The sequence below is a fragment of the Maritimibacter sp. DP1N21-5 genome (assembly GCF_019218295.1).
Taxonomy (GTDB): Bacteria; Pseudomonadota; Alphaproteobacteria; order Rhodobacterales; family Rhodobacteraceae; genus Maritimibacter.
This window is the reverse complement of the sequence record NZ_JAHUZF010000002.1, coordinates 176,966-195,254: the sequence shown is the minus strand read 5'-3', so window position 1 is coordinate 195,254 and position 18,289 is coordinate 176,966. Positions and strand designations below refer to the sequence as shown.

The window sequence follows — 18,289 nt, the reverse complement described above, 5'->3', positions numbered from 1 at the left end:
TCATGCTGCTGTCTTTCCTCTCAGGTCCGCAACGCGCGCCGCGTGATAGCCATAGTCGCCCAGCCATTCGGCCCCGACCCGCGCGCGTTTCATGTAAAAGCCCATGTCGTATTCATCGGTCATCCCGATGCCGCCGTGCATCTGAACCCCTTCTCGCACCGCAAGGCCAGCGGTTTCGGAGGCGCGCGCCTTGGCCAGAGACACGGCGAGGTCCGCGTTTTCCGGGTCGTGGTCGAGCATCCGTCCCGCATTCGCGATGGCCGAAGCGGTGACTTCGATCTCGCAGAAAAGATGCGCGGCGCGGTGCTGGAGCGCCTGAAAGCTGCCGATCAACCGGCCGAATTGCTTGCGTGCCTTGAGATAGGCGGTGGTCATGGCGAAGGCCCCGGCGGAGAGACCGAGCAACTCTGCCGACAGCGCCGCCTGCCCTGCCCTGAGCGCAGGTGCAAGCGCGGCAAGACCGCCGCCGACCTCGCCCACCACATCGTCGCCGGTGGCATCGACCCCGTGGAAACGCAAGGTGGCATGGTCACGGCTGTCGACAAGGCCCAGCCTGTCACGAGACAACCCGGCGCGCTCCGCGTCGACGTCGAAAAGCGTCAGCCCTGCCTCGGCCCGCGCGAGCACGAGCACCCGTGAGGCGCTCGTCCCGTCGGCGACGAAGGTCTTGGACCCGGTCACGACGAAACCGTTGCCCGACGCCCGCGCCTCCATCGCCGTCGCCTCGGGCGCGAACTTGCGGGTCTCGTCGAGCGCGAGCGCATAGGTCGCGGTCCCATCCGCAATCGCCGCCGTCGACCGGCCCGCCCGGCGCAGCGCCGTCGCAGCGATCACCGCCGTCGACAGGAACGGCGAAGCGATCAACGACCGACCCATCTCCTCCGCCAGCACATTCGCCGCCGCGAAGCCCATGTCGGACCCGCCCTCGTCTTCGCTCACGAGGACGCCGGCCCAGCCCATCGCGACCATCTCGGCCCACAATGCATTATCGTAGGGTTTGCCCGCGTCGCGACAGGCCCGCAGGTTGGCGACGCCGGCGGCGTTGCAGAACCCGCGCGCGGCGTCACGCAGCATGACTTCATCTTCGGTCGGGGTCAGTGTGGTCATATCGTTCTACTCGCCCGGCAGTTCGAGGACCCGCTTGGACAGGATGTCGAGCATGACCTCGGAGGTGCCGCCTTCGATGGAATTGGCCTTGGTCCGCAGCCACTCCGGCGCGAGTGCCCCATAGGCACCCTCCCAAGCCAGCGCATCGGACCCGCCCGCGGCCATGAGGAGTTCATAGCGGTCCTTGTTGAGCTCGGTGCCATAATACTTGAGCATCGCCGAGGCATGGCCGACACCGCCTTGTTTCGCGAGGTCTTTGTAACGATCCATGGTGAGTGCAAAGGCAAGGCTGTCGACCTCGAGCTTCTGCGCGCGCGCAATGGTATGTGGATCGGTCACGTCGTCGTCGGTCAGCACCGACCCGATGGACCGCGCCCCGATGGCGCCGGAGCCGCCACCCCCGATCATCTCGCGCTCGTGGGTCAGCAGGTGTTTGGCCACGTCCCAGCCCCGGTTCACTTCGCCCACGATTTGGTCCTTGGGGATCACCACATCGGTGAAGTAGGTCTCGCAGAAGGGCGACTTGCCGGAAATGAGCTTGATCGGCTTCGTGGAAATTCCCGGCGTGGTCATATCGACCAGCAGGAAGGAAATCCCCCTGTGCTTGGGCGCCTCCCGATCCGTGCGCACCAAGGCGAATATCCAGTCGGCCTTGTCGGCATAGGATGTCCAGATCTTCTGACCATTCACCAGCCAATGATCGCCTTTGTCAGCGCCGTATGTCTGCACGTTCGCGAGGTCGGACCCCGCCCCTGGTTCTGAATAGCCCTGGCACCAGCGGATTTCTCCGCGCGTGATCTGGGGCAGGTAATGGCGCTTCTGGTCCTCGGTCCCGAAGGCGAGCAGCGCCGGGCCGAGCATCCAGAGACCGAAACTTTCCAGCGGCTTTTTCACCCGAAGACGCGCGAGCTCTTCCAGCCAGACCTTTTCCTGCCCGCGCGACAACCCGGCTCCGCCATAGGCCACGTCCCAGCGCGGCGCGGTCAGGCCCCGTTCGGCGCAGCGCTCCATCCAGAGCTTCTGGCCCTCGGACTTGAACATGAAGTTGCGCCCGCCCCAGCAGATATCGCTCTCGTCGAACGCGCGATCACGCACGTCAGCGGGTGCATTCTTGTCGATCCAGTCAGCGATTTCTTCCCGGAAAGCCGCAAGACTTTCCTGTGCCCCATCAGCCATGGGTGATTCCCTCCCGTTTGCCCCATACCGACACAAAGCCGTTCTGTTTTGCAATGCAAAACTGAGTTTCACAATTTTCTTGACAGGTCGGGACATGTTGTCTTGGATGACCCCAGCAAACGACGAGGAGGAACGTCGTTTCGACAAAGGGAGGATACCAATGAATATTCGGAAAACTGCCATTCTGGCGGTGGCGACTTCTGTTATCGCGCTCACGGCGGCCAACGCCGAGACGGTCAAGATGGCCTTCATCGACCCGCTTTCGGGCCCCATGGGTCCGTCGGGAGAAGCCGCCTATACGAGCTTTCAACTCGCCGCGGAGCACATCAACGCCAATGGCGGCGTGAACGGCAACGAGATCGAGATCATCGGCTACGACAACAAGGTGGACCCCAAGGAAAGCCTCGTCCAGCTTCAGAAGGCCATCGACGACGGCGCGCGCTTCATCTTCCAGGGCAACGGATCGTCGGTCGCGGCCGCGATCATCGAAGCGGTGAACAAGCACAACGCGCGCAACCCGGGCGAAGAGGTGCTGTTCTTCAACTACGCCGCCGTGACGCCCGCCTTTACCAATGAAATGTGCAGCTTCTGGCATTTCCGCTTCGATGCGCACGCCGACATGAAGATGGCGGCGATCACCGATTACATCAAAGACAATCAGGACATCGAAAAGGTCTACCTGATCGGGCAGGACTATGTGTTCGGACAGGCCGTGGCCGACGCCGCGGTTAGCATGCTGACCGAGAAACGCCCCGACATCGAGATCGTCGGGAACGAGCTCCACCCGCTCGCCAAAGTTACCGACTTCACGCCCTACATCCAGAAGATCATCTCGTCCGAAGCCGACGCGGTCATCACCGGCAACTGGGGCGCGGACATGCAGCTTCTCATGAAGGCCGCCGCGGAGTCGGGCTCCGACATTCCCTATCTGACCTTCTATGGCGGCTCGAAGGGCGCCGTGTCTTCGCTCGGCGAAGGGGCCATCGACCGGCTCTATCAGGTCACCGAAGCCATCACGAACCTCGACGCCTCGGACGAGCAATATGCCCTGATCGAGGAATACAAGCAGCGCTTCCCGGACTATGACTACTATTACCACCGGGCCTGGAACGCGATGGACTTCTTCGTGGCCGCCGCCGAGAAGGCCGGCTCCGTGGACCCGATCCCGGTCGCCAAGGCGCTTGAAGGTCTGTCGATCGAAGAAGCCTACGGCACTGCGACCATGCGCGCGGACGACCATCAGGTGCAGCAAAACCTCTATATCTCGACCGTTTCGGCGGACGTGAAATACGGCGTCGACAACATCGACCTCGGCTGGAAACTGGTGGAGGGCGGCAAGATCGACATGGCCTCGGCCGAGCAGCCCACCAACTGTGAGATGGAACGCCCCGAGTAACCCTGACCTCGTCAGTTCGGGACCATCCGGGGCGTCGTGCCGTGCCGCGCGGCGCCCCTCTTCACATCCTTCCACCGGAACGAGGCTCCTATGGAAACCATCGTCTTCGCACTGCTCAACGGTGTGATCTATGGCCTGCTGCTCTTCATGCTGTCATCAGGCCTGACGCTCATCTTCTCGATGATGGGCGTGCTCAACTTCGCACATGCGAGCTTTTACATGCTCGGCGCCTATCTGGCCTTCACCATCATGGGGGCCACGAGTTTCTGGATCGCGCTTTTCCTCGCGCCCGTGCTCGTCGGGCTCGTCGGCGCCGTCGTCGAACGATACGGTTTGCGGCGCGTACATGCGAACGGCCATGTGGCGGAGCTTCTGTTCACATTCGGTCTCGCCTATCTCATCGAAGAGGTGGTCAAGATCATCTGGGGCAAGACGGCGGTCGACTACCGCATCCCCGATCTTCTGAATTTCCCGGCTTTCACCGTCTATGGCGCAAGCTTCCCGGCCTACCGCATGTTCATGCTGGTGGTCGCGATCTCGATGCTGGTGGGCCTGTGGCTCCTGCTCAAGAAAACCCGCGCCGGCCTCATTATCCAGGCCGCCCTGTCGCATCCCAACATGGTTGGTCACCTGGGCCATAACGTGCCGCTCATCTTCATGACCGTCTTCGGCATCGGCTGCGCGCTCGCGGGCCTCGCCGGTGTGATCGCGGGCAACATTTTCGTCACCGATCCGGCCATGGCGATCCAGATGGGTCCCATCGTCTTCGTGGTCGTTGTCGTGGGCGGGATCGGTTCGCTGGAAGGGGCCTTTCTCGCCTCGATCCTCATTGGCCTCCTGCAGAACTTCGCGGTCGGCATCAACGCGAGCTTCGCCGACATCTTCGGCTTTCTGGGTCTCACCGAGGCGATGGAGGTCGGCCAGATCAACATCTCGTCTCTCGGACCGATGCTGCCCTTCCTGCTGCTCGTCCTGATCCTGATCTTCCGCCCGCGCGGCCTCATGGGGGAGAAAGAGCTTTGACCGACGCCACCACCACCTACGACCTCGCCCCCACCACGGGTGCCAAGTTTCGCCAGCGCACGCTGCCGATCCTGATCTTCGCGGCCATCCTGCTGGCCATCCCGATGGTCGGTCCCAGCCGCACGATGTACACGCTCATGCACCAGATGGGCATCAACATCGTCTTCGCGCTCTCCTACAACATGATCCTTGGCAAGGGCGGGCTTCTGTCCTTCGGCCATGCCGTCTACTTCGGTCTCGGCGGCTATCTCTGCATGCATGCGCTTAACTGGATCGAGGACGGCGTGGGCCTCTGGGGCAGCTTCCCGGTGTTCTTCATCCCGGTCGTGGGCTTCGCGGGCGGCGCGCTCGCCGCTGCCGTCATCGGCTGGCCGTCCTGCCGCCGGGCCGGCACCACCTTCGCCATGATCTCGCTCGGGATCGCGGAACTGGTCTATGCGGGCTCCTACATGTTCGACTCCATCTTCGGCGGCGAACAGGGCGTCTCGGGCGACCGGATGAACGGTCCGGAGCTATTCGGCCTGTCGCTGGGCCCGATCTCGGACGTCTACTGGTTCATCGCCTTCTGGACCGTGCTCGGCGTCATCGCGATGTATGCCTTCACCCGGACGCCACTCGGCAAACTGTCCGAGGCGACCCGCGACAATGCCCAGCGCGTGCAGTTCATCGGCTACAACCCCCAGACCGTGCGTTACTTCGTCTTTATCGCGGCAGGCGGTTTCGCGGGCGTCGCAGGTGGCATGGCGGCGGTGAACTACGAGATCTTTACCCCGATCAACCTGTCATTGGCCCCCTCGGGTTTCGTCCTGATCATGGCCTATGTCGGCGGCATCACCTACTTCGTGGGGCCGATCTTCGGCGCGATCCTCCTGACCTACATGCAGTCGATGATGTCGGACTTCACCGAGGCGTGGCTCCTCTACCTTGGCGTGCTCTTCATCGCCATCGTGATGTTCGCGCCGCGCGGCATCGCCGGGATCGTGTTCGGCATCTGGCACGGGATCACCGGGTCGGAGCCGTCGAAGTATCTGGGCAAGCTGATGATGCAACTGGGCGGCATCCTCCTGATGCTCATCGGCCTCATCGTCCTCGTCGAGGTCTCGGTGCGCTGGTCCAACGGCTACGGCCATGTCTACGAGCCCTTCGGCCTGCACCTTAGTCACACCGACATCCTGACTTGGATCATCGTCCTCGCGGCGAGCGCGGCCGGCGTTGCGCTCACCCGTTATGCCAACCGTTCCGAGGAGGCCGCCCAATGAGCACCCCCGCCCTCAAGCTCGAGGGGCTGAACAAGAGCTTCGGCCCCGCGAGCATCATCAACGACGTGAACCTCACCATCGAGAAAGGCGAACGCCACGCGATCATCGGCCCGAACGGCGCGGGGAAATCCACGCTCTTCAACCTGATCTCGGGCCTCTACACGCCCACCTCGGGAACCGTCAGCCTCAACGGCGAGATCGTGAGCGGTATGCCCGCACATGAGATCAACCGGCGCGGCCTGTCACGGTCCTTTCAGGTGTCCAACATCTTTACCAACATGACGGTGCGCGAAAACGTGCGCTGCGGCGTGCTGCATTCTATGGGACAAGGCTATGCCTTCTGGAAAAATATTGGTGCGAACAAACCGGTGCAGCAAAAGACAGCCGAAATCCTCGAGCAATGCGGGCTCATCGACAAGGCCAACGTGCCCGCCTCGCTCCTGCCCTATGCCGACCAGCGGTCTCTCGAAATCGCGATCACCATCGCGGGGGGCGCGGATGTGATCCTGCTCGACGAACCCACCGCGGGGATGTCCAACACCGAAACCGACCGCGCCATCGCGCTTATCGAGAAGGCCTCGGTCGGCAAGACGCTTGTCATCGTCGAACACGACATGAACGTGGTCTTCGGCCTCGCCGACCGGATATCGGTGCTGGTCTATGGCGAGATCATCGCCACCGGCAAACCGAGCGAGATCCGCGGCGACCCCCGGGTGATCGAAGCCTATCTCGGCGAAGAAGCGGAGGACGCCGCATGAACGACATGACCCCGATGCTCGAGGTGCGCGACCTCCACGCCTTCTATGGCAAATCCCACGTCCTTCACGGCGTGAACATGCAGATCATGCCGGGCGAGGTCATCGCGCTTCTGGGCCGCAACGGCGTCGGCCGCTCGACCACCGCCAAGGCGATCATGGGCGAGGTCGCGCCAAAGGGCGAGATCCTGTTCAAGGGACAGCCGATCTCGGGCCTGGAAAGCCACAAGATCGCGCGCCTTGGTCTGGGATACGTCCCCGAAAGCCGGGACATCTTCCCCACGATGACCGTGCGCCAGAACCTCGTCCTGGGCGTTAAGGACATGAAGAACCCCGGAAAATACTCGATCGACCAGATGCTCGACATGTTCCCCAACCTGCGCGCACGCGCCGACAATCAGGCGGGGGTGCTCTCGGGCGGCGAGAAACAGATGCTCACCATGTGCCGCACGCTCATGGGCGACCCCGACCTCATCATCATCGACGAGCCAACCGAGGGGCTCGCCCCCAAGATCGTGCAGCAGATCGGCGACATGATCGCCGAAATCGCGAAAACCGGGGTGGCCATCCTGCTGATCGAACAGAAGCTCTCCATCGCGCTCCGGATCGCCCATCGCGTCTATGTCATGGGACACGGCGAGATCGTCTATGGCGGCACGCCCGAGGATTTCCGCACCCGCGACGACGTGCGGGCGGAGTGGCTCGAGGTGTGATCCTCCCGACCACCCGATGCCCTCCGGAACGCCCGGCCCCCCAAGGCCCGGGCGTTTGCCGTAGGTGAGCGAGGCCACCAGAAATCCCGGGTACATAGAGCAAACATCGGACCCTTCATCGCTTCCTAAGTACTTTGGGGAGGTCTGGAGGGGCAAAGCCCCTCCAGCGTCGCGACGACGCGGTCGGCGCAACCAAGGGAAAAGGGCGGCACCCGTCGGCACCGCCCTCTCGCCGGCAACACGCGCGGGACCAAAGGAAGGAAAGTCCCGCGCGATCTGAAATCCTATCCGCCGAGCGGCTGGATGAAGCAGGTCGACGTTCCGAGGGCGAGCACCTTGCCGCCAAGGTCCTCCACCCGGCCCTCGACATTGGCCACCCGCCGCCCGCGCGTCTGCACCGTCGCGACCGCGCGCAACTGGCCCATGCCGGGCATCAGCGGGCGCACGAACTTCACCGCCGTGTCCATCGACACGAAGCCCTCGCCGGTTGCGCAGGTCGTATGCACCGCGCAACCCAGTACGCTGTCCAGAAGCGTCATCGCCCAGCCACCGTGCACCAGCCCGAGCGGGTTCATGTGCCGTCCGTCGGGCTCGCCGCGAAACTCGACCGTGCCCTCGTCGGCCGACACCAGCCAGAAATTCATCGTCTCGGCGATCGATGGCCCCGGAAGCTCGCCCGAGACCACGCCGCGCATGATGTCGAGCCCGGTCATCCCGGCGAGCCGCGCGAAATCGGGCGCGCCGATGCGGAAGTCGGGTCTTGGAACTGCGTCGAGCATTTGCCATCCTCCAGATCAATGCATATACATGGGATAAGCATGCATATGCATGGAGTCAACGGAAGGATGTGCGACGTGGCGGAAGATGTTTCACCGGAACTGGCGGAACTGCTGACAGGGAACTGCTACTGCCTCACCGCGCGCCGGGCCTCGCGCCGGATGCTGCGCCTCTATGACGCCGCCATAGCGGGAACCGGCGTGACCATGTCGCAACTGGCCGCCATGGCCTGGATCAAAGGGATGCGCGCGCCGACGGTCCAGAAACTGTCGCGCAACATGGACCTCGAACAAAGCGCGATGTCCCGCCTTCTGATGCCGTTGGAGCGTGACGGGCTGGTAATCCGGGCCGACCACGCCCAAGACAAACGCAAGAAGGTCCTGGCGCTGACGGCTGCGGGAGAAACGGCGCTCGAGACCGGGGCCAAGGCCTGGGCCAAGGCGCAGCGGCAGGTCGAGGCCGAGATGGAGGCCGACCTTGCCACGCTCATGTCCGGGATCAATGCTCTCGCCGCCGGGCAGGGCCTGCGCTAACGCAAGACGATCAGGCGGTGACTTCGGTTTTCTTCACCACGCGCGCCCGCAGGTCCGACAGCGCGGCCAGGGCCGGATCCTCACGATAGGCGCCGAACGCCTCCTGCGACGGAAAGCGCAGACGCAGGATCTCCTGCGGGCCGTTCACCGCATCGGGCCGCGCGACGTCGAGGAGCCGCGCCCCGTGCCGCGCCATGATGGCCACGGTCCGGCTGCCATAATCCTGAAACCCGGCATCCTCGCCCGGCCGCACCCAAAGGCGCATCTCGATTTCATATCCCATTGCCCGCTCATCCCGCCTGATCTGAACGACCGCTCGCGGTCGTCTGCACGTTTCGGCACGAATTTCCCGAGCGGGTCCGAGAACCCGCTCTTTCATTATCGTTCGTTGGGGAGAACGTAACGGGACCGTCTCGTTCACGCCACCTCGGGGTGTTTGTAGTCCGCCAATTGCTGACGGAGTGTCAATTTGGACACTTTTCCCGTCGCGGTCAGCGGCAGCGCCTCGACCCAGATGATGTCGTCCGGCAACTGCCATTTGGCGAAATGCGCCTCCATGTGGTCGCGCAGCTCTTCAAGGCCGGGCTTCGTCTCCCCCGCTGCCACGGCCACGAGCACGGGCCGTTCGTCCCATTTCGGATGGGCCACGCCGATGGCCGCGCAATTGGCCACCCCCGGATGGCTCATCGCCGCGTTCTCGAGGTCGATGGAGGAAATCCACTCGCCGCCAGACTTGATAAGGTCCTTCGCGCGGTCCTGGATGATCAGGTAACCGTCGGGCGAGATCGAGGCGACATCGCCGGTCCCGAACCACCCCTCGGCATCCATCGCCTTGGCGCTGGCTTCCTCGTTACGGAAATATCCCGACACGACCGCGTTCCCGCGCACGAAGAGCTCGCCGATGGCCTTGCCGTCATGGGGCTGGCGCTGGCCGTTCTCGTCCACGATCTTCAGGTCCACGCCGAAACAGCGCCGGCCCTGCTTTTGCTTGACGTCGAGCTTTTCCTCGAGCGGAAGCGCCTCGACCTTCGGCGGTTGCGATCCATGCGTGCCGATGGGCGACATTTCGGTCATGCCCCAGGCATGGTTCACACGGACGCCAAGCTCCTCGAAGGCCTTGATCATCGACCGTGGCGCGGCCGAACCGCCGACGACCATGTCGCCCAGGTCCGAAGGCTTGCGTCCCTGCTTCCTGATCTCGGCCAGTAGGCCCATCCACACGGTCGGAACGCCCCACGCCGAATAGACCTTCTCGCTTTCCATCAGCTTGAACAGGTTCTCGCCGTCGAGCGCGGCACCCGGGAAGATCAGGTTCACCCCCAGAAGCGGCGCGGCATAGGGCAGGCCCCAGGCGTTCACGTGAAAGAGCGGCACGACGGGAAGGACGTTGACCCCCTGTCCCAGCGACGGCCCCATGATCGCGGCGACCATGAGCGCGTGAAGCACGTTCGAGCGATGCGAATAGAGCGCGCCCTTGGGATTGCCCGTGGTGCCCGACGTATAGCAAAGCCCGGCAGCCGTGTTCTCGTCCAGCTCCGGCCAGTCATAGGTATCAGGCTTGCCCTCCAGAAGCTCCTCGTAGCACAGCGCCTCGAAGGGGGTGTCGGGCATATGCGCCCGGTCGGTCATGATCACGACCTTGAGGTCCTTGGGCAGATGGTCCTTCAGCCCGGCGATGATCGGCACGAAATGGGTGTCGACGAAGATCACCTTATCCTCGGCGTGATTAACGATATAGGTCGCCTGCTCGGCCGACAGCCGCGGGTTGATCGTGTGACAGACCGCGCCGATGCCGGAAATGGCATAGTAAAGCTCGAGGTGCCGGTAGCCGTTCCAGGCGAGCGTCGCGACCCTGTCCCCGTCCTCGATCCCCAGCGCCTTGAGCGCATGGGCCAGCTGCGCCGCGCGTCGGAAACAGTCGCGGTAGGTCTGACGGTGGATGTCGCCCTCGGTCCGGACCGAGACCATACCCGCGTCCGGGTGCGCTTCCGCCGCATATTCCAGCAGCGAGATGATCGACAACGGCCGATGCATCATCATGCCAAGCATAATGTTCCTCCCTTTGATGTCCGGCCCGGTGAGCGAGGTTCCTCCTCCGTCGCGTCACCACCGGCGTTTTGCCTTGCGAAACTTTGTTTCAGGATTGAGTATCCGCAAGGAACAGGGAGAAGGAAAGCACAAATGTCCGTAACTGCGAAGCAAATCGTGCTGGCGAGCCGCCCGGGCGGGGCAGTGTCCGCCGAGAATTTCCGGCTGGAAGAAGTGACGCTGCGGGCGCCGGCCGAGGGCGAGGTCGTGGTGCGTGTCACGGCCTTGTCGCTCGACCCCTACATGCGGGGCCGCATGGACGCGGCCAAGTCCTATGCCGCTCCTGTCGAGGTGGACGCGGTGATGGAGGGCGGCACCGTCGGTGAGGTCATCGAGTCGAACGCACCGGGCCTCGAGGTCGGGGACAAGGTCTTCGGCATGACCGGCTGGACCACCCATTCCGTGCAGAAGGCCAAGCTTCTGCGCAAACTGCCCGACGGCATCCCGGAAACCACCGCACTGGGCGTTCTCGGGATGCCCGGCTTCACCGGCTGGTATGGGCTGACCGCCATCGGACAGCCGAAAGAGGGCGAAACGCTCGTCGTGGCGGCCGCCACCGGACCGGTGGGCTCGATGGTCGGGCAATACGCGAAACACAAGGGTCTGCACGTCGTCGGTATCGCGGGAGGCGAGAAGAAATGCGCCCATGCGAAAGAGGTCTTCGGCTTTGACGAATGCCTCGATCACCGGACCTTTGCCGACGCGAAGAACGCCCGTGAACAGATCGCGGCGGCTTGTCCGGACGGGATCGACATCTATTTCGAAAACGTCGGCGGCACCGTGCTCGAAGGCGTTCTGCCCAATCTCAACGTGTTCGGCCGCATGCCGATCTGCGGTATGGTCGCCTGGTACGATGGGGCCGCAAGTGCCGAGCGCTACGACCTGCCCAAGCTTTGGCGCACGCTTCTGGTCCAACGCGCCGTGGCGCATGGCTTCATCATCTCGGACCACTGGGACAAGTTCCCGGCGTTTCTCGAAGAGGTCGCGCCGCTCGTCGCGAACGGCACGATCAAATACACCGAAGACGTGGCCGAGGGGCTAGAGAACGCGCCCGAGACCTTCATGTCGATGCTCAAGGGCGGCAACTTCGGCAAGCAGGTGGTCAAGATCGGATGACCCATTCGCTCTTTGACCTGACCGGCAGGACCGCCCTCGTCACCGGGTCCACGCGCGGGATCGGCAAGGCCATCGCCATGGCCTATGCCGAAGCCGGGGCCAATGTGGTCATCTCCTCGCGCAAGGCCGACGCCTGTGACGCGGTGGCGGATGAGATCAACGCGCTCGAGGGTGGCCGCGCCACCCCCATCGCCGCCAATATCTCGGAAGATGCCGATATCGACCGGCTGGTGAGCGAGACAGAGAAACAGGTGGGCGCGGTCGACATCCTCGTCTGCAACGCCGCCGTGAACCCCTATATGGGGCCCTTCCTCGACACCCCCGACGATGCCTTCGACAAGACGATTGCCGTGAACATCCGCTCCAACATGCGGCTCTGCCGCGCGGTAGTTCCGGGGATGCAGGCCCGGCGGGATGGGGCCATCGTCATCATCTCTTCCATCGCGGCCTTCAAGGGCTCGCGTAACCTCGGCATCTATGCCGTGACCAAGGCGGCGGACACCCAGATCGTGCGCAACCTCGCCACGGCCTATGGCCGTGACAACATCCGGGTGAACGGGATCGCGCCGGCCGTCGTGAAGACCAAATTCGCCTCGGCGCTTTACGAGGACCCTGAACGCGAGAAGGCCATCGCGCGGTCCTATTCCCTCAAGCGGCTGGGCGAGCCCGACGATATCGCCGGTGCGGCGCTTTATTTCGGCTCTCGGGCGGGGGCCTGGACCACGGGGCAGACGCTCATCGTCGATGGCGGCTGGTCCATTGAGGAAAACGTCTAGGACTGCTAGGCTTCCCGGGTCAGAAAAGGTTCAGCCGGTGCGGTTAGCCCGGCCTCTGGGTGAGGTGCCTCCCCGCCCAGGTCCTGTCCCGGCCCAAGCGCCGCGAGTCCCGTGACCTTGAACGCCCCGCATGTCGTGGGGCGATCTGAAAGGTTGCGACATGCTCCAATCCCTCTCCCTCGTCACGCTCGGCGTGACAGACCTCGCCCGGTCACGGGCGTTCTATACCGGAGGCTTCGGTTGGCCGCCGGTCTTTGAAAACGACAGCATCGTCTTCTACCAGATGAACGGGTTCCTCCTCTCCACCTTCCTGCACGCTGCGCTGGAAGAAGATATGGGCGGGCGCCGCCTCGCCCCGAACGGGGCCTTCTCGCTGGCTCATAACGTGACCACGCGAGACGCGGTGAACGATGTGGTCGCCACGCTCCTGTCCCATGGCGCGACGCTTATCCGCCAGCCGGACGAACCACCCCATGGCGGCTATCGCGGTTATGTCGGCGATCCCGACGGGCACGCCTGGGAAATCGCCTGGATGCCGGGGATCATGCCTGACGCCGATGGTTTCGTGCGGATGGAGGTCTGAATCGAAGAAAGCGTGCGGGCCCGGCACATCGGGACCATCTCGGAGGGTCAGGCCCGCCCGCCCTCGCTTGACAGGACGAGGGGGTCGATGCCCAGCTTGCCCAGCGCCCGGGACCATTTCGTCCCGAGGTCGGGCTCGAAGACGATCGCCATATCGGCATCGACCGTAAGCCAGGCGTTCTGCTGCAACTCGCCTTCGAGCTGCCCCGGCCCCCAGCCGGCATAGCCCAGCATGGTCAGGGACCGCGCTGGCCCCGTGCCGCGCGCGATGTCCTCGAGGATATCCTTGGTCGCGGTCATGCCGAAAGTTTCGTCCACCTCCAGCGTGCCTTGGCTGCTTTCGTATTCCGAAGAGTGCAGCACAAAGCCGCGCCCGCCTTCGACCGGACCGCCGAAATGCACACGGATACCATCGCTGGCGCGTCCCCTGTCGATGTCGAGCTGGTCGAGAAGATCGTTCAGCGACACGTCCGGAACTTCCTTGTTGATGATCAGCCCCATCGCGCCTTCGTCGGAATAGGCGCAGAGGAACACGACGGAATGATCGAACCGCGGATCGCCCATGCCGGGCATGGCGACCAGGAGTTTGCCGGTCAGGTCTTGGGGAAAGCTGTCCATGTTTCCAAGATGGGCATGTGCACCCCTGTTTCGCAAGTGCCCGATTGCAACGTTACACTGGCTCTCTATTCCTTGTCATGAATGTGACTTCTCCTTGGGCGGCGGTCGTCTATATCGGATGCATGATCCGAACGCTTCTTGTCATCGCCCTTGCCACCGGCACCGCCACCGCGACCCTCGCCCAGAGTGTCGGGGAAAGCGTTGCCGAGGATACCGTTCTCGCGGGCGAGCCGGCTCAAGTGTCGCTCCTGCCCGGATGGCGGATGGAGAACGGCAACCACATGGCCGCGCTGCGCGTCGTGCTGGCCGACGGGTGGAAGACCTACTGGCGCGCGCCGGGCGAAGGCGGCATCCCGCCCGATTTCGACTGGTCCGGCTCCCTCAACCTCGAAGACGTGACCTTTCACTGGCCGGTGCCCGAGGTGATCGACGCGGGCGACATGGAGACCATAGGCTACCGTCACGAGTTGATCCTGCCGATCGAGATCACGCCGCACGCCCCGGGTGCTGATGTGGAGCTGTCCGCCGACCTGCTGATGGGCATCTGCGAACATATCTGCGTGCCGCTCGAAAGCGCGGTCTCGGTCGATCTGCCCGCCACCACGACCGAGGCCGATCCGCGCATCGAACGGGCGCTTGCCAACCGGCCGGACACGGCGGAGGAGGCCGGCATCACCGACGTGTCCTGCACGCGCGAAGACCTGCGTGACGGCGTGCGCGTGACCGCGCGTCTCCCGGTGCCGCTCATGGGCGGACCCGAGGCGGTGGTCTTCGAGGCCGCCGATCCGCAGGTCTGGGTCTCCGAGGCGATGGAACACCGCGAAGGCGGCACACTCGTCGCCACCGCCGATCTCGTGCCGCCGACAGGCCGGCCCTTCCCGGTCGCGGGTCAAGACCTGCGCTTTACCGTGCTCGGTGCGGGCCGGGGGATCGACATTCAGGGCTGCGACGAGATCGATTAACGTGCGGCCTGGACGCGCCGCTTACTCCGCGGGGCTTGTCCGGCCACTTCGACCCATGCCGGTGAAGACGGCCAGGCCATAGGCCACCACGCTGACCAGAGCCGCCCCACCAAGGAACAACACCGCCGCGAGCCCCATGCTTCCCGTGCCCCAAGGCAGCGCCCCGGTGACGAAGACCCAGCCCATCGTGCCCACGAAGATCAGCGCGACTAGCCCGCCGGCGACACCGACCAGCCGGGCCAGCCCCGGCGCGCGCCGATGGCCGCCCGCCGCCCGGCGCAAGGCCGTGGTCTGGCGCCGGATGTCTTCCTGAATGGCGAGGATCGAGGGCACCACCAGAAGCACGAGGAAGAAGCCGAAGCCCAGCCCGTAGACCAGCGTGACCACCGTGGGTTTCAGGAACACCGCCTGTTGCGATGTCTCGAACATGAGCGGTGCAAGGCCAAGCACGGTGGTCGCCGTGGTCAGGAAGACCGGGCGCAGGCGGTCCGCCGTCGCATCCACGATGGCATGGCGCATGCCCCGTTCGGTCGCGTATTCATCTACCGTGGACACGAGCACGATCGAGTCGTTGATGATGATGCCCACCATGCCGATCAGCCCCACGATGGAGAACATCGAAAGCGCGAGGTCCCAGTGGTAGTGACCGTAGATCGCGCCCACCAGCCCGAAGGGAATGATCGCCATCACGACAAGCGGCCGTGTCCAGCTCGAAAAGATCCAGGCGAGCACGATGAAGATTCCGACAAGACACAGGACGAAGCCCGACATGGCCGAGGTCAGGAACTGGTCCTCCTGCTCGCTCATCCCAGATAGCCGGTATTCCACGCCGAAGTCCTCGGCGATCTGGGGCAGGATGGTGTCCTCCATGGCAAGCTCGATCTGGCTCGCCCTCTCGCCATCGCTTTCGTCAAGGTCGCCGGAGACCGACACGACACGCAGGCCGTTTTCCCGGTTCACCGTGGAAAAGCCCGACCGCGACGAGATCGAGACCACATCGGCCAACGCCACATAGCTGCCCTCCGGCGTGCGCATCTGGCTTTTCTCGAGGAAGGCCCGCGTCAGTTCGTCGTCGGGAAGCTGCACCCGAATGGTGGCCGAGCGCATCCCGTCAGGATAGGTCGCGGCCTCGATCCCCGACAGCCGGTTGCGCAGCTCGCCCCCCACGTCGTCGATGGTGAAGCCCAGTGCCTGTCCCTGCGGCGACAGTTCCAGAACCAGCTCCTCCTTGTCATAGGCGAGACTGTCCTCGAGCGCTGAGACCTCCGAGAAGTCGCCGAGCGCGGTCTTGAGCGCTTCGGCGGCGGCCTTCAGCACCTCGGCATCCGCCCCCATGAGCTGCACGTCGATGGCATCGCCTCCCGGGCCCCAACGCCCACCCCGGAAGGTGAATTCCTCCAGTAGCGAGGACTGCGGGAGGCCATCGGTAAGCGCCGAGACGATATCGAAGCTCGTATAGGGGCGCAGGTCCGCGTCGATCAGCTCGATGGTGACGGATCCCAGGAGATCCTCGTCCTTATCCTCGGCGCTGGCGAGGCCACGGCCCGACGAGCCGCCGATTTCGGTCAGGACATAGGTGAAAGGCGCGACGCCATGCTCGGCTTCGAGCGCCTCGCCCACGTCCGCGATGGAGGCCTGCAGCGTCTGCAACATGGCGAGCGTGTCGTCGCGCGTGGCCCCGTTCACCATCGCGAAGTTGCCCGTGACCGTGCCCTGTTCCGGGGCCGAGAAGAACCGGAAGGGCACGTCCCCCCGAATATAGAGCGCAACCTGTGTCGACAGGATCAGGACAGCGCCCGCCAGCACCGCGTAGCGCGCCGTGACCACCATCTCCATGAAAGGCCGGAAGACGCGCTCGCGGAACCAGCGAAACCCCTTGTTCACCTGCCGCGACGGCCAGTCATACCAGTGTTCCTTGTTCACATGGGCCAGCGCATGGGCCATATGGTTGGGCAGGATCAGGAAGCACTCCATGAGAGAGGCGAGCAGGACCGCGATGACGGTGAAGGGCACGTCCTGAATGAATTCGCCGAAGCGGCCGTCGATCATGGTCAGCCCGAAGAAGGCGATGACCGTGGTGAGTGTCGAAGAAAACACCGGCAGGAACATGCGTCGCGCCGCGTTCTCCGAGGCTTCGATGGGCGTTTCGCCCCGCCTGCGCGCCCGGAAATCGGCGTGTTCGCCCACCACGATGGCATCGTCCACCACGATCCCCAGCGTGATGATCAGCGCGAAGAGCGAGATCATGTTGAGCGTGAGCCCGAAGGCATACATCAGCGCCACGGCGGTGAGCATCGAGACCGGGATACCGGCCGCGACCCAGAACGCGGTGCGCGCATTGAGGAACAGAAAGAGGGTGATCAGGACGAGGACGAGGCCCTGCGCCCCGTTCTCGAGCAGGATCTGGAGCCGGTCGGTGATCATCTCGGCCCGCGTGCGGATGAGGTCGATCCCCATGCCCTCGGGCAGCATCGGGCGCAGGACGGCGGCGACGTCTTCGACCGTGCGCTGGATGCCAATGGCATCGCCCTGGGCCGAGCGCGCGACCGAAATGGTCACGGCAGGGTCGGCCCCGACAAAAAAGGTGCGCCCCCGGTCGATCCCCTCGACCCGAACCTCGGCCACGTCCCCGATGGTCAGCGCGTTGCCTTCGAGATCCGAGCGTAGCACGATGGCCTCGATCTCCTCGGCCGAGCGCTTGGCGACCCCGGCCCGGATGCGCGCCGTGCCGTCGCCCACGTTGCCGGCCGGGGCGGCATCGGCCTCGCCCGCGATGGCTTGGGCGATCTCGGTCAGCGTGACGTCGTTGCGCATGAGCGAGGCGGTGGTGACCTCGACCACGGTCTGGGGCGCGACGACGCCGTTGATCGTGGTGCGCGTGACGCCCTCGGCAAAGAGCCGCGCCACCATCTCGTCTGCGAAACGGGCAAGCTGGTCCACGCCCACCGGCCCGGTGATGACCACATCCGTGACCCGGTCGGACCAGCCGCCGCGCGTGACGCTGGGCTCATCGGCATTGTCGGGCAGGTTCGTGACCCCGTCGACCGCCGCCTTCACGTCATCGAGCGCCTGCGCCATGTCATAGTTGGGCTCGAAGGTGAGCCTGATGCGCGCCGAACCTTCGCGCGCCCGGCTGTCGCTTTCGGCCACGCCCTCCACCGCCAGCAGCGCGGGTTCGATCACCTGAACGATGCCCGCGTCCACGTCCTCGGCCCCGGCACCCTCCCAGGAGATGTCGATGCGGATGTCGTCCTCGATCACATCGGGGAAGAACTGCGCGCGCAGCTGCGGCATGGCCATAAGTCCGACCGCCAGAAGCCCGACGAAAAGCAGGTTCGCCACCGTCGCGTGGCGCGCGAAATAGGACAGGATGCCACCCGCCGCGCCCGAGGTGCGAAACCGCGCCAT

17 protein-coding genes are annotated in these 18,289 nt (G+C 64.4%); 10 read left to right on the top strand and 7 right to left on the bottom strand.

The genetic code is table 11. From position 1 onward, the window contains the following. A complete protein-coding gene (locus KJP29_RS01520) occupies positions 1-1,107 on the bottom strand; it encodes an acyl-CoA dehydrogenase family protein (protein ID WP_218461774.1) in 1,107 nt (368 codons plus the stop codon). A gap of 6 nt (positions 1,108-1,113) precedes the next feature. Beyond that, positions 1,114-2,283 (bottom strand): acyl-CoA dehydrogenase family protein, encoded by a 1,170-nt coding sequence (locus tag KJP29_RS01515; RefSeq protein ID WP_218461773.1) that lies wholly within the window; start codon positions 2,281-2,283, stop codon positions 1,114-1,116. A 160-nt stretch (positions 2,284-2,443) separates the two neighbouring features. Here KJP29_RS01515 and KJP29_RS01510 point away from each other — a divergent pair, with 160 nt between their 5' ends. From KJP29_RS01510 to KJP29_RS01490, 5 genes are all read left to right on the top strand, one after another. Beyond that, positions 2,444-3,679, top strand: coding sequence for a branched-chain amino acid ABC transporter substrate-binding protein (locus tag KJP29_RS01510; protein WP_218461772.1), 1,236 nt, complete (start codon positions 2,444-2,446; stop codon positions 3,677-3,679). A 90-nt stretch (positions 3,680-3,769) separates the two neighbouring features. Then, on the top strand, positions 3,770-4,702 hold the full coding sequence (locus KJP29_RS01505; protein WP_218461771.1) for a branched-chain amino acid ABC transporter permease: 933 nt from the start codon (positions 3,770-3,772) through the stop codon (positions 4,700-4,702). Next, the gene (locus KJP29_RS01500; protein ID WP_218461770.1) at positions 4,699-5,961 is read left to right on the top strand and encodes a branched-chain amino acid ABC transporter permease; all 1,263 of its coding nucleotides are present in this window, start codon (positions 4,699-4,701) and stop codon (positions 5,959-5,961) included. The genes KJP29_RS01505 and KJP29_RS01500 overlap by 4 nt, the downstream gene beginning before the upstream one ends. Then, positions 5,958-6,719 carry an ABC transporter ATP-binding protein gene (locus tag KJP29_RS01495; RefSeq protein WP_218461769.1) on the top strand — a complete coding sequence of 254 codons (762 nt, stop codon included), beginning with the start codon at positions 5,958-5,960 and terminating at the stop codon, positions 6,717-6,719. The genes KJP29_RS01500 and KJP29_RS01495 overlap by 4 nt, the downstream gene beginning before the upstream one ends. Then, on the top strand, positions 6,716-7,429 hold the full coding sequence (locus KJP29_RS01490) for an ABC transporter ATP-binding protein (RefSeq protein ID WP_255553385.1): 714 nt from the start codon (positions 6,716-6,718) through the stop codon (positions 7,427-7,429). Before KJP29_RS01495 ends, KJP29_RS01490 begins: the two co-directional genes overlap by 4 nt. Before the next feature lie 284 nt (positions 7,430-7,713). On the opposite strand, the gene KJP29_RS01485 is transcribed toward KJP29_RS01490, so the two are convergent. Then, the gene (locus tag KJP29_RS01485; RefSeq protein ID WP_218461768.1) at positions 7,714-8,208 is read right to left on the bottom strand and encodes a PaaI family thioesterase; all 495 of its coding nucleotides are present in this window, start codon (positions 8,206-8,208) and stop codon (positions 7,714-7,716) included. 66 nt (positions 8,209-8,274) lie between these two features. Between KJP29_RS01485 and KJP29_RS01480 the strand changes: the two genes are divergently transcribed. Beyond that, positions 8,275-8,739: a MarR family winged helix-turn-helix transcriptional regulator gene (locus KJP29_RS01480; protein ID WP_218461821.1), complete on the top strand. Its 465-nt coding sequence runs from the start codon at positions 8,275-8,277 to the stop codon at positions 8,737-8,739. Between the two features lie 10 nt (positions 8,740-8,749). Here the strand turns inward: KJP29_RS01480 and KJP29_RS01475 are convergent, their stop codons facing one another. Further along, positions 8,750-9,022: a DUF1330 domain-containing protein gene (locus KJP29_RS01475; RefSeq protein WP_218461767.1), complete on the bottom strand. Its 273-nt coding sequence runs from the start codon at positions 9,020-9,022 to the stop codon at positions 8,750-8,752. Positions 9,023-9,156: 134 nt separating this feature from the next. Further along, complete coding sequence (locus tag KJP29_RS01470; RefSeq protein WP_218461766.1) at positions 9,157-10,788, bottom strand: long-chain-fatty-acid--CoA ligase; 1,632 nt, start codon at positions 10,786-10,788, stop codon at positions 9,157-9,159. Between the two features lie 132 nt (positions 10,789-10,920). Here KJP29_RS01470 and KJP29_RS01465 point away from each other — a divergent pair, with 132 nt between their 5' ends. The 3 genes from KJP29_RS01465 to KJP29_RS01455 all read left to right on the top strand — a co-directional run bounded on the left by KJP29_RS01465 (position 10,921) and on the right by KJP29_RS01455 (position 13,302). Continuing rightward, positions 10,921-11,943 carry an NADP-dependent oxidoreductase gene (locus tag KJP29_RS01465; RefSeq protein ID WP_218461765.1) on the top strand — a complete coding sequence of 341 codons (1,023 nt, stop codon included), beginning with the start codon at positions 10,921-10,923 and terminating at the stop codon, positions 11,941-11,943. Then, complete coding sequence (locus KJP29_RS01460) at positions 11,940-12,719, top strand: SDR family NAD(P)-dependent oxidoreductase (protein ID WP_218461764.1); 780 nt, start codon at positions 11,940-11,942, stop codon at positions 12,717-12,719. Before KJP29_RS01465 ends, KJP29_RS01460 begins: the two co-directional genes overlap by 4 nt. A 160-nt stretch (positions 12,720-12,879) precedes the next feature. Further along, on the top strand, positions 12,880-13,302 hold the full coding sequence (locus KJP29_RS01455) for a VOC family protein (protein ID WP_218461763.1): 423 nt from the start codon (positions 12,880-12,882) through the stop codon (positions 13,300-13,302). Positions 13,303-13,349: 47 nt separating this feature from the next. Here KJP29_RS01455 and KJP29_RS01450 read toward each other — a convergent pair whose 3' ends face one another. Next, entirely contained in the window at positions 13,350-13,919 is a 570-nt protein-coding gene (locus KJP29_RS01450; RefSeq protein WP_218461762.1) for a YqgE/AlgH family protein, read from the bottom strand. A 122-nt stretch (positions 13,920-14,041) separates the two neighbouring features. On the opposite strand from KJP29_RS01450, the gene KJP29_RS01445 reads away from it, so the two are divergent. Next, positions 14,042-14,881: a protein-disulfide reductase DsbD domain-containing protein gene (locus tag KJP29_RS01445; RefSeq protein ID WP_218461761.1), complete on the top strand. Its 840-nt coding sequence runs from the start codon at positions 14,042-14,044 to the stop codon at positions 14,879-14,881. A gap of 21 nt (positions 14,882-14,902) precedes the next feature. Here KJP29_RS01445 and KJP29_RS01440 read toward each other — a convergent pair whose 3' ends face one another. After that, complete coding sequence (locus KJP29_RS01440) at positions 14,903-18,289, bottom strand: efflux RND transporter permease subunit (RefSeq protein WP_218461760.1); 3,387 nt, start codon at positions 18,287-18,289, stop codon at positions 14,903-14,905.

Excerpts from the sequence above, each read along its gene's own strand:
- KJP29_RS01520 (WP_218461774.1), bottom strand. The coding sequence starts at position 1,107 with ATGACCACACTGACCCCGACCGAAGATGAAGTCATGCTGCGTGACGCC.
- KJP29_RS01515 (WP_218461773.1), bottom strand. The coding sequence starts at position 2,283 with ATGGCTGATGGGGCACAGGAAAGTCTTGCGGCTTTCCGGGAAGAAATC.
- KJP29_RS01510 (WP_218461772.1), top strand. The coding sequence starts at position 2,444 with ATGAATATTCGGAAAACTGCCATTCTGGCGGTGGCGACTTCTGTTATC.
- KJP29_RS01505 (WP_218461771.1), top strand. The coding sequence starts at position 3,770 with ATGGAAACCATCGTCTTCGCACTGCTCAACGGTGTGATCTATGGCCTG.
- KJP29_RS01495 (WP_218461769.1), top strand. The coding sequence starts at position 5,958 with ATGAGCACCCCCGCCCTCAAGCTCGAGGGGCTGAACAAGAGCTTCGGC.
- KJP29_RS01490 (WP_255553385.1), top strand. The coding sequence starts at position 6,716 with ATGAACGACATGACCCCGATGCTCGAGGTGCGCGACCTCCACGCCTTC.
- KJP29_RS01485 (WP_218461768.1), bottom strand. The coding sequence starts at position 8,208 with ATGCTCGACGCAGTTCCAAGACCCGACTTCCGCATCGGCGCGCCCGAT.
- KJP29_RS01480 (WP_218461821.1), top strand. The coding sequence starts at position 8,275 with ATGTGCGACGTGGCGGAAGATGTTTCACCGGAACTGGCGGAACTGCTG.
- KJP29_RS01475 (WP_218461767.1), bottom strand. The coding sequence starts at position 9,022 with ATGGGATATGAAATCGAGATGCGCCTTTGGGTGCGGCCGGGCGAGGAT.
- KJP29_RS01470 (WP_218461766.1), bottom strand. The coding sequence starts at position 10,788 with ATGCTTGGCATGATGATGCATCGGCCGTTGTCGATCATCTCGCTGCTG.
- KJP29_RS01465 (WP_218461765.1), top strand. The coding sequence starts at position 10,921 with ATGTCCGTAACTGCGAAGCAAATCGTGCTGGCGAGCCGCCCGGGCGGG.
- KJP29_RS01460 (WP_218461764.1), top strand. The coding sequence starts at position 11,940 with ATGACCCATTCGCTCTTTGACCTGACCGGCAGGACCGCCCTCGTCACC.
- KJP29_RS01455 (WP_218461763.1), top strand. The coding sequence starts at position 12,880 with ATGCTCCAATCCCTCTCCCTCGTCACGCTCGGCGTGACAGACCTCGCC.
- KJP29_RS01450 (WP_218461762.1), bottom strand. The coding sequence starts at position 13,919 with ATGGACAGCTTTCCCCAAGACCTGACCGGCAAACTCCTGGTCGCCATG.
- KJP29_RS01445 (WP_218461761.1), top strand. The coding sequence starts at position 14,042 with ATGATCCGAACGCTTCTTGTCATCGCCCTTGCCACCGGCACCGCCACC.
- KJP29_RS01440 (WP_218461760.1), bottom strand. The coding sequence starts at position 18,289 with ATGGCGCGGTTTCGCACCTCGGGCGCGGCGGGTGGCATCCTGTCCTAT.